Source organism: Paenibacillus sp. S02, from assembly GCF_019454065.1.
GTDB classification, from domain to species: Bacteria; Bacillota; Bacilli; order Paenibacillales; family Paenibacillaceae; genus Paenibacillus; species Paenibacillus polymyxa_B.
The window spans coordinates 1,577,558-1,591,846 of the sequence record NZ_CP073682.1; the positions used below are offsets into that span (position 1 = coordinate 1,577,558).

Genomic DNA, 14,289 nt, shown 5'->3' on the forward strand with positions numbered 1-14,289 from the left:
AGCCTCATAATGGAGCTAAATGATTGGGAACGGCCGGAAAGGATGAGAGGTAATGATAGAGGTTTACGGTCATGGCGGTGACAGGGAAACAGCTGCGGCGACATTCGGCGGGGCTGCTGCTGATTTTGTAGATTTTAGTGCAAATATTAATCCACTTGGTCCACCGCCGGAGGTGCTTGAGGCGCTGCAACACTCATTTGACACTGTGATTCGCTATCCAGATCCTGGGCATCGGAATTTTAAAAATATGCTCGCACGGCGACTGCATGTTCCACCGGAGTCGTTAAGTATCGGAAACGGAGCAGCTGAAAGTATGGCGCTCCTGCTATTGGGACTCGCTCCCAAGCGTGTGGGTACAGTGGAGCCATGTTTTTCAGAATATGCGGAGCTGGCTGGCAAATTCGGAGCCGAGGTCAACCGGGTGTATGGGAAGGCCTCGCTTCAATGGAAGGCGGACGTGGAGGACATCCTTCAGCTCATGGAGCAGGTAGATGTTTTGTTCCTCGGGCAGCCGAATAATCCAAATGGTGTGCAATATGGTGAGCAGGAGTTGTTTGAGCTGGCAGGGGCGGCTGGCAAAACGGGTACCGTGCTAGTGGTGGATGAAGCATTCATTGATTTTATTCCGCTGGAACGGCGAATCTCACTGCTGCCTGTGCTGGATCGCTATCCTCATGTGATTTTGATCCGGTCAATGACCAAATTTTATGCCATTCCTGGCTTGCGATTGGGCTATGCGATTGCTCATCCGGACTATATCCGGCGAATGACGGCCAAACAAGTGACCTGGAGTGTGAATGGATTGGCGTTGCTGGCTGGGGAGGCGTGTTTGAGAAGTGGGCAAGCATATGAGCGCCAAACACAGGAGCTGATTGCTACGGAGCGCAACCGCCTGTTGACCGCCTTGGCGGAATGGGGCTGCGGTGTCGTTCCCGGCGAAGCCAATTACGTGCTGGCAAGGGCGCCGGGTACGTGGAGCGCATCGGCGATTCAGCAGGCGCTTGGACAACGCGGAATTCTTATACGTAGCTGTGCTATGTATCCGGGACTGACGACGAGCCATTTTCGGATTGCGGTTAAGGATGCAGAAGCCAATGACAGGCTGCTGTCTGTATTGGGTGAAGTACTGGAGGAGGAGCAGCGGCGTGACAGTTAGCTTGATTATCCTGGCAGCCTATCTTTTGGACAGGCTGATCGGTGACCCGAGGTGGTTGCCGCATCCAGTCATCGGTATGGGACATGCCATTTCAGCATTGGAAAAAGCGATTCGCCGCCAGGCCCGAAGTGACCGGGGGTTGAAACGTGCGGGTATACTGCTTCCACTCATTGTGGCGGGAGGCTCCTTTACGCTCGCCTGGGCGCTATTGCACTTGCTTGCCTGGATTCATCCGTGGTTGTCTGTCGGCGTAGAAATGGTGCTGATTGCGACCACGATTGCTTCCAAAGGACTAAAGGACGCAGGAATGGCAGTATACCGAGCGTTACAGGCGGATGACCTGGCTGCGGCACGGCGGGAGCTGGGCATGATAGTTGGGCGGGATACGCAACAGCTTGATGAGCCTGAGATTGTACGCGGTACCGTCGAAACGGTCGCTGAAAATATCGTGGACGCGATTATTTCCCCGCTTTTTTATGCCTTGATCGGGGGAGCACCCTTGGCGCTGGCTTATCGTGCTGTGAATACGCTTGATTCCATGGTTGGCTATAAAAATGAAAAGTATCTGCATTTAGGCTGGGCTTCAGCACGTCTGGATGATGTCGCTAACTACATTCCGGCACGCCTGACAGCGGCAATGCTTGTGGTAGCGGCGTGGATGTACAAGCGAGATGCTGCAAGAAGCTGGCGCACAGTCAAGCGAGACGCTCGTCTGCACCCAAGCCCGAACAGTGGCTTCCCGGAATCGGCTGTTGCTGGTGCACTGGGGATTCGTCTTGGAGGCTATAATGTGTATCATGGCGTGCGCTCCTTTCGTGCATACATGGGCGATTGGATACGACCGCTAGAGTCGAAAGATATACGGCATACGATCCAGCTGATGTTCGCCGTGTCCAGTATGTTTGTAGGATTGTGTTTGTTAGGAGCCGCAGGTTGTTTTGCCTTGGGATGGGTGCGGTGAGGAGTGACACACTGAATAATGATCGAGCAGGAAGTGACATGATCTTGAAACAAGATATAGCAGCAAAAAGGACAGTAGAATACGCACAAAGTCCGAACTCACAGGAGGATAAGGTGCCGTATGATGCTAAAGAAGATCTGCATTGGGACATGGAACTCGTGTTAGTTCGTCACGGCACAACCTTATGGAACAAGGAACGTCGATATCTGGGACACTCCGACTTAGGTTTGCTACCGGGAGCAGAGCAGGAATTAAAGCCTTTGCAAGAAAAATTGCAAGGGCAGTCCTTTGCTCGAATCTATTGCAGCGATTTAATGCGATGTCGCCAGACCTTGCAGATCATTGTGCCGGAATCAGAATTGACGTCTGGAGTTTCCCTATCTACGATGTCTCCTATAATGGAACCACGTCTGCGAGAGCTTCATTTTGGCGAGTGGGATGGAAAAACGTATGACATGCTCAAGGATGTGTCGTTGTATCGCGCTTGGATTGATGAGCCGCAACGGATAACCCCTCCTGGAGGAGAGTCTTGGGCAGATTTTGTGAATCGTCTACGGAAATTTCTTGACTCTCTGTATGAATGGCGTGTTGCTATGGAAGTTCAACCCATGGATTTGACTGCTGCGCCGCCCTCAGTTTTGGTCGTTACGCATGGTGGCGTAATTCGTCAGTTGGCTTGCATGCTGATACCGGGTCATGATTTTTGGAGTCTGAATCCGAGGCCGGGAGAAGCATTTAGGATTCAATTGAGGTTGGCAGGACGGCACAATTACATAGCAGAAATGCTTCCTCATTAGGTTAGACACCAGCGGAAAAAGAGGCTGTTTGGGTTGTAAGCCGCCTCTTTTTAACCTATAATCATCAAGTAAAAGAACGGCTTGACTACCACTACATCAAATATCCAGCAGACGAGGTCGGCGCAGCGTGATGAAACTATGGTTTCCCTTGCCTGCGCTGTTAAAAGGGAAGTCGGTGTGAGTCCGGCGCGGTCCCGCCACTGTAAATGGAAACATGCTCGTTAGTCCTACTTTATGTGCTACTAAGCATATGAAAGAATTTCAGGACATGCATTTTACCATAAGTCAGGATACCTGCCCGTCCGCCTGTCACCATAGTCCTTCGAGGAAAGGATGACGTGTTCGCAGTGACTGTCCATGCGGAAAGAAGCTGCCGCCTGCGCACGATCTGCGCTAACGTGACCCCTGTGTCCTGATATGAGGATGCGGGGTTTTTTTTGATAGGAAAAGAAGGCTGGATTTAGAAGATATCTGATGATGTTCAAGTAACGCTCTTAACGATTTTTTTATGAAGGGGTGCAAATCATGGCAGGAAAAAAAATAAAGGTTTGGACAACAGGTCTATTGGTTCTGATTTTGGCAGTTGTGCTGAGTGCATGTGGAGCTAATGGGAAAAATGCTGAAAATAAAGAGAACCAGAATTCTTCACAGCAGCCGGGACAGACCGTAACCGCACAAGAGCCTCCGGGCAAAACAGTTTACCCACTCACAGTTAAGGATGCAACAGGACAGGAATTTACATTCAAAAAAGCGCCGGATAAAATCGTTTCCGTCTCCCCGGCAGAAACCGAGGCGCTGTTCGCCATCGGGCTGGATAAGGAAATTGTCGGTGTCTCCGACTACTCTGATTACCCAGAAGCAGCTACGAAAAAGCCTAAAGTGGGCGGTATTATGAAACCGAACGAAGAGGCGATCATTGCTGCTAACCCGGAAGTCGTTTTTGCAGGGATATCACTTAGTGAACAGGCTACGACCAAGCTGCGCGACATGGGAATTATGATTTTTAAAACGGAACCGAAGACAGTTGAAGATGTCATGGCTAACATCGAATTGTATGGGAAAATCACCGATCATCAGAAAGAAGCGAGAGCGGTGACTGACAAGATGAGAGCAGATGTAGCTGAAGTGAAAGAAGGAATTAAAAATATCGGTAAAGGGCAGAAGCTGCGGGTATACGTCGAGTTTTCACCAGGCTGGACAGTTGGTAAAGGCGAGTTTATGGACGAGCTGATTACGTTGGCGGGCGGCGAAAATGTAGGTGCCACGCAGAAGGGGTGGTACCAAATTAGTGAGGAAAATATTATTGCTGCGAACCCTGACGTGATTTTGTACAGCAAAAGTGTCAAGGACGACAAAACTGGTCAAACGCTCGGCGAAATCATTAAAGCTCGCAGTGGATGGGATCAAATATCGGCTGTTCGCCACAACCGGGTATTTGCCGTGGATGATAATTTGATCAGTCGTCCGGGTCCACGCGTAACGGAAGGTCTCAAGGAAGTGGCCAAGGGCGTGTATCCTGAAATTTTCAAATGAACCGTAAACTGATCGGCTTTGGAGGGACAGGTCTTGTCCTGCTGTTGCTGACGCTGCTGCTCTGTCTTGGCATCGGCTCGGCCAAGCTTCCGGTCAGCCAGATCATGGGCATTCTGGTTAACCACCTTCCGTGGTTAGGCGATACGTTTACACCGGATTGGAACACATCCTCAGAGCAGATTATTTTGAAGGTCAGATTGCCACGAGTGTTACTGGGAATGTTGGTAGGGGCAGCGTTGGCGCTGGCAGGAGCCGGATTTCAGGGTGTGCTGCGTAATCCTTTGGCTGATCCGTATACACTGGGGGTATCCTCGGGGGCTTCGGTAGGAGCGGCAGTACTGATTTATTGGGGCCTTCAATTTTCATTTGTTGGCATATGGACGTTGCCGCTAGTGGCATTTACGACCGGAATGCTGACGCTGTGGATGGTGCTGACGTTGGCACGGGAAGGTAAAAAAATTCCGACACAAAGTCTCATTTTGTCGGGTGTGGTGATGCAATCCTTTCTGGGAGCGGTTGTTTCCTTTCTGACAGCCATGTCGAAGGAGACGGTCAATGAAATATTGTACTGGACGATGGGAAGTCTTAGTCTGCGCGGTTGGTCATATACAGGAATCCTTTTACCTTATGTGGTCATAGGACTGGTATTTCTATGGAACCGGGCACGTGTGCTGAATATTTTGGCTTTGGGTGAACGTCAGGCGGCTCACATGGGAGTTCATGTAGATGCGACGAAGCTATCTGTTCTGATCATTTCCACGCTGCTGACAGCAGCCGCTGTCTCGGTATGTGGAGTGATTGGCTTTGTGGGACTCGTTGTACCGCATATCATTCGTCTGGTGACAGGTCCTGATTACCGGATGATTGTTCCATTATCTGCGCTCGGTGGAGCTATTTTTATGGCTTGGGCAGATACGGCGGCTCGCACGTTGTTAGCCCCCACGGAAATTCCTCTGGGCGTGATGACGGCCTTTGTTGGGGCACCGTTCTTCGCATATCTCCTGTACCGGAACAAGAAGCTGCGCAGGGGGGAACTGCTGTGACAGAACAAAGTGAATCACAGAAGGTACGTGATCGGGCATTAGAGGTAGCGGGTCTGACACGTGCCTATGGAGAGTTCCATGCGTTAAAGAATATAAGCTGGAGCGTCGACGAAGGAACTTGGTGGGGGATTATTGGTCCGAACGGCAGTGGAAAATCGACCTTGCTGCATTTACTTTCCGGTGTAGATCAGCCAACTTCGGGAAACGTTCATATCTATGGCAAAAAGGTCGGTAGCTACAGCAGAAAAGAGCTTTCCCGTCTCATAGCCGTACTCCAACAAGAAGGGCTTCCTCCAGTGGGATACACCGTCAGGGAAGTCGTAGAAATGGGACGTTTTCCTCATCAGGACTGGCTAGGCAGGGAAAAGGGTGTTGATGTGGAGGCGATCACGGATCGCGTGCTAGAGCGATTGGGTCTTACCACGCTGGCGGACAGAGCATTGGACCGCTTGAGTGGGGGACAGCGACAGCGTGTAGCTTTGGCAAAAGTAATGGTGCAGGAGCCACGAATATTGCTGCTGGACGAGCCTACGACCTATCTGGACTTGCGCTATCAGCTTGAATTTATGGAACTGCTGGCAGATTGGCGCCAAGAAACGGGTGTGACGATTATTGCGGTCTTGCATGATCTTAACTTGACAGCCCAATTTTGCGAAGATTTGCTTGTACTCAAAGATGGAATGGTTGAAGGATTGGGAGCTTCATCGAAGTTATTAACCGAGGATCGGATTCGACGAGTATACGGTGTTGAGCCTGTGATGCTTCCGCATCCCGATAGCGGTGTGCCGCAGCTCTTGCTGCGCAGGAGTGCTTCGGATACAGCAGATTAAATAAACGATGAAACACACTTAAAAAGAGCAGGGAGTGGAAGGTATGAACAACAAGCTGCGTCAGCTGATCGATAGCATTGCCCAGCCGGATGGGGTGGCGGCCTCGGCAGCTTCAGCTCATTTGGACCAATTAACAAAGCCACCGGGAAGTCTTGGAAAGTTGGAAAGTGTGGCCATTCAGCTAGCAGGAATTACAGGAGTGGACAAGCCTGAATTTGATCGTAAAACGGTTATGGTCATGGCTGCGGATCACGGGGTGTGTGAAGAGGGAGTCAGTGCCTTTCCGGCTGAGGTTACACAGCAAATGCTGTATAACATGCTGTCAGGTGGCGCGGCAATTAATGTGCTGGCACGCCATGCGGGCGCAGATGTCAAGGTGGTAGATGTTGGCGTGAATGCGGATGTCGCTCACGCGAATCTGGTGGACCTTAAGGTACGCATGGGGACTTCGAATATAGCTAAAGGGCCAGCGATGCTGCGTACGGAAGCGGAACAGGCGGTTTTGGCCGGAGCTGAAGCCGTAGCAGAAGCGGTCAAAGGTGGCACACGGCTATTCGTTACCGGAGAGCTGGGCATCGGGAATACGACAGCCAGCGCTGCGGTCGTATGTGCTCTCACCGGACTGGAGCCGGAAGTTATCGTAGGCCGGGGAACGGGTGTAGATATGGCTGGGCTTACCCGTAAAATATCGGTTGTCTGCCGCGCATTGGACGTGAACCAGCCAGATGCAAATGATGGGCTCGACGTGCTCACTAAGGTCGGCGGTCTGGAGATTGCCGCCTTGGCAGGAGTCATCCTTGGGGCAGCCGCACATCGCTGTCCAGTTGTGTTGGACGGCTTTATTTCAGGCGCAGCCGCCCTCGCAGCGCGTACACTTGCGCCTGCAAGCGCTGCGTACATGCTTGCTTCGCATGCCTCGGACGAGCGCGGGCACGCGGCGGTGCTCCGCCAGCTCAAGCTGGAGCCCATGCTTCATTTGGACATGCGGCTCGGGGAGGGCACAGGCGGTGCGCTTAGCTTGCACCTGATTGATGCGGCGTGCCGCATTATGCGCGAAATGGCGACCTTTGCCGATGCAGGCGTATCGGACGGTCAGGGAGCCGCGCAGCGATGAAAGCGCTCGTGACCGGCGGGGCACGCAGCGGGAAAAGCGGCTTTGCCGAGCGATTATGCATGTCGCGCGCGCCTGGCGCCTGCTACATTGCAACGGCGCAAGCCTATGACATGGAGATGAAGGAGCGCATCGCCCTTCATCGGGTCCAGCGCGAGTCTGCCGGATACGACTGGCAGACGCTGGAGGAAGCGCAGGCGCTGCCGGAGCTGCTGCGACGGCTTGGCGGCGATCAAGCGTCGCAGCCATCACCCGCGCCTATGGTGCTAGTCGACTGCCTGACTTTGTGGCTGTCGAACGTGCTGCTGGCCGCAGGCGAGGACGGCGAAGCTGCATCCAGAGCTGCCATTAATGAACTGGCGACAGCTGTGGAGCAGTATCCGGGGCAGCTCGTCATCGTGACTAACGAGGTTGGTGACGGTATTGTGCCCGAATATCCGCTTGGTCGGCTGTATCGGGATTTAAGTGGGATTATGAATCAGCGGATTGCCCGTCTTTGTGATGAAGTATTTTTGGTGACGGCGGGCATTCCCGTAGAACTCAAACAGTTGGAATATAAGCTATGAGCCGCGAACGTCAGGCTGTTGCTGCGGCTTTTCAATTTTTAACGCGTCTTCCGGTGAAGGCGGAATTGGATTTTTCCCCGGATTTGCTTAAACGCAGTGCAAGTTATTATCCGCTGGTGGGAGTAGTTATTGGCATCATTGTCTGGGCCTTTGCGGCGCTTACTTCTATGGTGCTGCCGCCGTTGCCGTGTGCGATTCTTACGCTTGTTGTCTGGGTTTGGTTGACGGGCGGATTGCATTTGGACGGGTGGATGGATGCGGCTGATGCCTTGTTCAGCTACCGATCCCGTGAGCGGATGCTGGAGATTATGAAGGATAGCCGTGTAGGAGCGATGGGCGTTATTGCTTGTGTGTTGCTACTCATGCTCAAGGCTTCTTTACTGTATACGGTGTTGGTTGAACGGAATGTGTCTGGCTTGCTGCTGCTTCCGATGGTTTGGAGCCGCTGGTTTATGGTACATGCAATGAAGCGCTGGCCTAAAGCCCGTAATGATGATGGGCTGGCTGCGCGTTTTGCTGATATGAGTGGAGGCCGCGTAGGGTTAGCTGTATTCTGGGCTGTATTAGTGACCCTGAGTGCTGCCTTAGGACAATATCTTCTGGCAGGTTTGGCTACAGCAACAAGGGATACTGGGAATCTGTCGTTGGCAGGATCAACCATACAGACGTTCCTTTCATATTCTGAGAGCCTTCCAATCTCGATAGGTTTTGTGTTGCTTCCGGTCTTGGCTTACGGTGTTGGAACCTTCACGGCAAACCGTATTAACCGCCGCTTGGGTGGACTTACGGGAGATATATACGGAACTTTGAACGAATTGCTGGAGACTGTTTTATTGTTGTTTATTGTAATTTTGTACGGGTTGTGACCAGATTTGAAATGAATTCGTTAAAGGGGAAGAGGCAATTGTCAACTTTCGAACCGTCCTGCACGAACCCGGCAGCCGTATTGATGCTTCAAGGAACAGCGTCGGATGTGGGCAAAAGCGTGGTGACAACTGCGCTTTGCCGTATTTTTACGCAGGACGGATATTGTCCCGCACCGTTTAAGTCGCAAAATATGGCGTTAAACTCTTATGTTACCGAGGACGGCAAGGAAATTGGACGCGCCCAGGGGGTGCAGGCTGAGGCCTGCGGTATTGAGGCCACGACTGACATGAATCCGATTCTGATTAAGCCAGTCAAAGATATGCACTCACAAATTGTTGTACACGGTGTACCTTATGCCTATATGAGCGCCTCCGATTACCGGAAGGATTTTTTGCCAAAAGCCAAACAGACCGTTATGGATGCTCTGAATCGGTTGCGTGATACCTATGATATTGTCCTTATGGAAGGGGCGGGCAGCCCGGCAGAGATTAATTTGAAGGACCGAGATATCGTAAATATGAATTTGGCAGGTTGGGCGGATGCTCCAGTGTTGCTTATTTCAGATATCGACCGGGGCGGTGTTTTTGCCTCTCTCGTAGGAACCATCGAGTTACTGGAACCCCATGAAGTACAGCGTATCCGCGGATTTATCATTAACAAATTCAGAGGTGATCTGTCTCTGCTTCAACCGGGATTAGATTGGCTGGAGGAACGGACAGGCATTCCTGTACTCGGTGTATTGCCCTATCTACCAGACATTCGCATTGAAGCTGAGGATTCGGTAGTACTGGACAAGAAGCCCAAGCAATCTGCAAAGGCTAAAGAACTGGATATTGCGGTGATACGATATCCGCGGATTTCCAATTTTACAGACACGGATGCTCTGGCCGCAGAGCCGGATGTGAGTGTTCGTTATGTCACAGAAGCCGGACAGTTGGGCGTACCGGACGCCATTATCTTACCGGGGACCAAAGACACTATTGGAGACCTGCTGGAATTGCGTGAGAGAGGTCTGGAGAAAGACATTCGGCAGGCTATGAATACCGGACGCACACAGCTAGTTGGCATTTGTGGAGGTTATCAGATGCTGGGTACAGCGCTATTTGATCCCGAAGCCGTCGAATCTGGGTTGCCGCAGCAGGCAGAAGGGTTAGGTTGGCTGGCTCTATCCACGACCTTTTTAAAGGAAAAGCAAACCGTACGCGTACAGGGAACCCTGTCTAATCATTGCCCGCTTTTGCTTAGCACTGCGCCTGATTCGGGTTCTGCCTCCAAGCCAAGCATTGAAGGCTATGAAATACATATGGGCGTTACGGAGTATGTTACGGAACCATACGAACCTACAGATATAACTTTTAACCTAAGCGAAATGAAAAGGTTATTCCATATCCGGCGTGGCGAAGGAACAGCTTTTGAGGAAGGCTGGGGTACGACAGACGGTAAAGTATGGGGAACCTATTTGCACGGTGTGTTTGATAATGACCGTTTTCGCCGGTGCTGGCTGGATGGATTGCGACAAACCAAGGGCTTGGCACCTTTAGAAAGCACTTTTACTGTACGCGAAGCCAAGGAACGAGAGTTTGACCGTGTCGCAGAGGTGGTACGGGCTCATTTAGATATGGAGCAAATTTATCGTATTATGGGAATGAATTCATAAACTTCATGGATGATTATTGAAATCGCTTTTAAAAAATAAAGAGGTATCTCTACAGCCATTTTCAAGACTGTGAGATACCTCTTTTTATTCATGCAAAATTCGATTCCAGTCGCTCTGAAGTGCAAGATATAGACGAACTAAACCATTTCGATCTACATCTTGTTTATTGGAAGTCGCTTATGGGATTTTTGCAAAATCCTCTATTGTATCGGCTTACGTAATTTTAAATTTTTGAACTGCCTTTTGCAGCTCGGTTGCTTGTTTGCTTAATTGGCGAACAACCTCGCTGTGGCTTTCCATTTCATTCAGTTGCTCATCGGCGTTAAAACCGATTTCTTGAATCATATGCTGTGCATTGGCAGCGATGAGAGCTGTCTCTTCCACGGAAGCAGATACTTCCTCCGAGCTGGCGGATACTTGCTCCGTTGCTGCAGATACCGTTTGAATCGTAGCATTGATCTTTTGCATAAGCTCACTTAGCTGGTTAAAGGCTGAGCTCGCTTGTTGAACCATTTCCGTTCCCGAATGAATTTCACGGCTAACCTGGGTCACAGAGTCCACAGATTGTTGCGATACTTCTTGAATGGTAACCAAATAGTCGGAAATTTCTTGTGTGGCTTCTTTAGATTGCTCGGCAAGCTTGCGTACTTCTCCAGCTACTACGGCGAAGCCCCGTCCATGTTCGCCCGCACGGGCGGCTTCAATGGAGGCATTCAGGGACAACATTTGAATTTGCTTCGTAATATCGAAAATAGCCGAAACGATACTGCCAATGGCTTCTGAGCGCTCATTCATACTATGGATATATCGAAGCGATTCATCGGCAGCATGTCCTACCTGTGACATTTGAGCTACAGCTTTTTGAGCGAGCGTATTACCGTTAACCGTTTCTTTCGTTGCTTCACTGATTTGATCGGATACATCATTGGCAGAGGAGGCGATGTGCTGAACACCTTGAGCGATTTCCTCCATAGCCTGTGCATTTTCAGCAGCAGTTGTAGCTATGCTGGTACTGCCCTTTGCTACTTCCTCTGCGGCAACTGTAGAGTCCTGCACTTTTACACTCATAGCCTCAGTCCGACGAAGCAGCTCGTCCGATCCTTCAACAACCGCACCGGATGTAGAAAGCACATGGCCGATCATTTCTTTCAAGTTATGAGACATTGATTGGAAGCTGCGGGCAAGTTGGGCAATTTCATTGGCTCCATGAACCTTCGCTTCTTGTGAAAGATCACCTTGAGCGATTTTTTCGCTATGACGAACCAATTCAGCAATGGGTTCTACAACTTTACGTATCACGAGGGTAGAAATAATTCCGCCCAGCAGGAGCGTTGCCACTGTAATACCTATGCAAATCCATAAAATTTGTTGGGATTTTTCCTGTACGAATCCGACATCTTCGTTCACACCCAGAACTAGATTACTACCCGATATAGCAAAGAAGGCGGTTTTGTGTACTCCGTACGAATCGCTGTAAATTTCACTAATATTCATCTCGCCTTGTTTTGCTTTTTTAATATCCTCTACGGGAATGAGTGCATCCTTGACCTTGTATACTGATTTTACATTCCGTGCGACGACTTCGGCTTTACCATCCTTTACTACCGCGATATATGCCGATTCTAATTTGAGAGTGTCAACCTTGTCCTGAAGATAGGATTCCATCTGTATAGCGGAGCCGGAATCAGAACCGCTTCCTTGTTGGGCCTGAACCGCTAAGGAAATATTGAGATCCTGATACACATTTTTAGCTCCAGTTTCTAGCAATTGGTCTACCTGAGGCATGACACTGTTATTAATGATACTCATGGATATTGCATAGAAACTGATGCTGAACAAAAGGGATGCAAAGAGCTGAATCAGCAAAAACATAATTCGTAATTTCGCGCCAATGGAACGATTAAAACTCTTCATGAAAATTCTCCTCTCACATGATGGTAATAAAATCAAACGAATTCCCCTGCTTGATGTAGGCCGCTTGTCCAATAAGATACTAGACACGCCATGATCTACTTGTTTTCCTCTCCTTGCTTGAAGAAAAGACTGAAAATGTTCGGATTCTATGTATATTTCAGCTGTATTCAAGGGACAAGAATGTGAAAGGGAAGTAATCCATGATTTACTAAAAAGTAGGTTAGACCTATTTTACATAATTAACAAGCGGTTGAATAGTCATATTTGCCCAAAAACAAACAAAAAATATATAACTATGGTCTTAGGTGTTTAGATGTAAGTTAGATGTAAATTATCAGGTGCATAAAAACGAATAGATTACTCCTTCTTTAAAACTATTGTAAAAAAGAAGTAATATAAGTAGCATAAGGAATACCGCTTTTATTACAATATTCTTCTAAGCTTGGTTTGGTAAGTTCGAAAGTGGTCTTCAATATACATATAAAAGGGGAAAAGGTAGTTATGAATCGGGATTTACTTTCCAAAGAAATGATTTCACAGGTCAGAGGAGAAGATGAACAGAAGCAGACTTCTGGAAGTTACAGAGCTGCCACAGGGAGAAATCCGATAAGTCGTCTATTAGATTATGTATCAGGCGTATTCACTCCGATCTTGCCGGCAATGATTGGGGCGGGAATGATAAAGGTATTAATATCTATTTTAATGTCCTTAGGTATTTTGTTTTCAGACCAACAGGTATTTACTAGTTTGTTATCTGATCAACAGGCGTATACCATTTTATTGGTTATCAGCGATGGGGTATTCTATTTTTTGCCCATTCTATTTGCGGCAAGTGCGGCAAGAAAGCTGAACAGCAATATGTTTGTTGCGGCTGCCATCGGAGCATCAGTATTGCATCCCCGCCTGACAGAGTTGTTCCAGTCTGGTGAGGAGGTTCGCTTTGGCGACTTGTCAGTCATAGACGGGCAGTCTGCTTCTTCCATAATACTAATGCTTATTGTCGTTTGGATGGCGTCGTATGTGGAAAAATGGTTAGACAAGCATACCCCCTATTGGCTTAAAGTAGTGGCTGTCCCGACTTTGACTCTGATGATTTTTATACCTTTGATGATGTTCGTTCTTGGCCCGTTGTGGGGGTATCTCGGTCAACATTTATCGGATGGACTCGCATGGCTTTTTGATAATGCAGGAGTGTTTGCAGGGCTGCTGCTCGGGGGCGCGATGTCTTTGCTTATTATGGCAGGTATGCAATATATAATGGTACCGATTATGATCAGCTCGCTTGCAACACTGGGCTACGATCATGTCTTTCCTGTGGTAGTGGCAGCGGTACTTGCTCAGGCAGGTGCAGCATTTGGCGTGCTTTTTAAATCCAAAAATGTCAAAGTGAAAACGCTGGCCTTTTGGACAGGCTTGCTTGCCATGATGGGGGTGGTTGAGCCTGCGATGTATGGAGTCACAATGCGCTTTAAGAAGCCTTTTGTTGCGGCGATGATCGGAGGGGCTCTCGGTGGTGCATTTATGAGTTTATTTGAAACTGAAGCAATGGCTATTGGTGGTATATCAGGTCTGCCCAGCTTGGGATTATTCGTCGGTCCCACATTTATATATGCCATTTTGGGAATGTTAATCTCATTAGTTACTGCTGGCGTCGTTACGTATTTTATGGGCTTCGTGGATGAGAATGAGGAGCTTCCAAAAGCATCATCATCAGTCTTAGACAGCAGTGCTCTGTCGGATATGGCTGTAGAAAAGACCTTAAATGTTTAAGGCGTGCCAACGCCCAAAAGCCTCATGAAAGTGTTTACAAAAAAACTTGTCACCTCAGTCTTTATATGATATTATGGTGTCAGT

Annotated in this window: 12 protein-coding genes and 1 riboswitch; of the genes, 11 read left to right on the forward strand and 1 reads right to left on the reverse strand. The window is 49.2% G+C overall.

The window, feature by feature from the left end:
• Positions 1-52 precede the first annotated feature (52 nt).
• The 10 genes from cobD (at position 53) to KAI36_RS06895 (ending at position 10,521) form a co-directional block, all read left to right on the forward strand.
• Positions 53-1,156, forward strand: coding sequence for a threonine-phosphate decarboxylase CobD (gene cobD / locus KAI36_RS06850; RefSeq protein WP_220027335.1), 1,104 nt, complete (start codon positions 53-55; stop codon positions 1,154-1,156).
• A complete protein-coding gene (gene cbiB, locus KAI36_RS06855) occupies positions 1,146-2,117 on the forward strand; it encodes an adenosylcobinamide-phosphate synthase CbiB (protein ID WP_209941358.1) in 972 nt (323 codons plus the stop codon). Before cobD ends, cbiB begins: the two co-directional genes overlap by 11 nt.
• A gap of 38 nt (positions 2,118-2,155) precedes the next feature.
• A complete protein-coding gene (locus KAI36_RS06860; RefSeq protein WP_481856513.1) occupies positions 2,156-2,914 on the forward strand; it encodes a histidine phosphatase family protein in 759 nt (252 codons plus the stop codon).
• Between the two features lie 122 nt (positions 2,915-3,036).
• Positions 3,037-3,230, forward strand: a riboswitch (cobalamin riboswitch).
• A gap of 209 nt (positions 3,231-3,439) precedes the next feature.
• The gene (locus tag KAI36_RS06865) at positions 3,440-4,447 is read left to right on the forward strand and encodes an ABC transporter substrate-binding protein (protein ID WP_220027336.1); all 1,008 of its coding nucleotides are present in this window, start codon (positions 3,440-3,442) and stop codon (positions 4,445-4,447) included.
• Complete coding sequence (locus KAI36_RS06870) at positions 4,444-5,490, forward strand: FecCD family ABC transporter permease (protein ID WP_220027337.1); 1,047 nt, start codon at positions 4,444-4,446, stop codon at positions 5,488-5,490. Before KAI36_RS06865 ends, KAI36_RS06870 begins: the two co-directional genes overlap by 4 nt.
• Positions 5,487-6,320, forward strand: a complete 834-nt coding sequence (locus KAI36_RS06875; RefSeq protein ID WP_053324912.1) for an ABC transporter ATP-binding protein — start codon at positions 5,487-5,489, stop codon at positions 6,318-6,320. The genes KAI36_RS06870 and KAI36_RS06875 overlap by 4 nt, the downstream gene beginning before the upstream one ends.
• A 43-nt stretch (positions 6,321-6,363) precedes the next feature.
• A complete protein-coding gene (gene cobT / locus KAI36_RS06880; RefSeq protein WP_220027338.1) occupies positions 6,364-7,434 on the forward strand; it encodes a nicotinate-nucleotide--dimethylbenzimidazole phosphoribosyltransferase in 1,071 nt (356 codons plus the stop codon).
• Positions 7,431-7,997 (forward strand): bifunctional adenosylcobinamide kinase/adenosylcobinamide-phosphate guanylyltransferase, encoded by a 567-nt coding sequence (gene cobU / locus KAI36_RS06885; RefSeq protein ID WP_220027339.1) that lies wholly within the window; start codon positions 7,431-7,433, stop codon positions 7,995-7,997. The genes cobT and cobU overlap by 4 nt, the downstream gene beginning before the upstream one ends.
• Entirely contained in the window at positions 7,994-8,863 is an 870-nt protein-coding gene (gene cobS / locus KAI36_RS06890) for an adenosylcobinamide-GDP ribazoletransferase (protein WP_220027340.1), read from the forward strand. Before cobU ends, cobS begins: the two co-directional genes overlap by 4 nt.
• A gap of 38 nt (positions 8,864-8,901) precedes the next feature.
• Positions 8,902-10,521: a cobyric acid synthase gene (locus tag KAI36_RS06895; protein ID WP_220027341.1), complete on the forward strand. Its 1,620-nt coding sequence runs from the start codon at positions 8,902-8,904 to the stop codon at positions 10,519-10,521.
• Between the two features lie 213 nt (positions 10,522-10,734).
• Here KAI36_RS06895 and KAI36_RS06900 read toward each other — a convergent pair whose 3' ends face one another.
• Complete coding sequence (locus KAI36_RS06900; RefSeq protein WP_025724319.1) at positions 10,735-12,435, reverse strand: methyl-accepting chemotaxis protein; 1,701 nt, start codon at positions 12,433-12,435, stop codon at positions 10,735-10,737.
• A gap of 501 nt (positions 12,436-12,936) precedes the next feature.
• Here KAI36_RS06900 and KAI36_RS06905 point away from each other — a divergent pair.
• Positions 12,937-14,205: a PTS transporter subunit EIIC gene (locus KAI36_RS06905; RefSeq protein WP_220027342.1), complete on the forward strand. Its 1,269-nt coding sequence runs from the start codon at positions 12,937-12,939 to the stop codon at positions 14,203-14,205.
• The last annotated feature ends 84 nt before the right edge of the window (positions 14,206-14,289 follow it).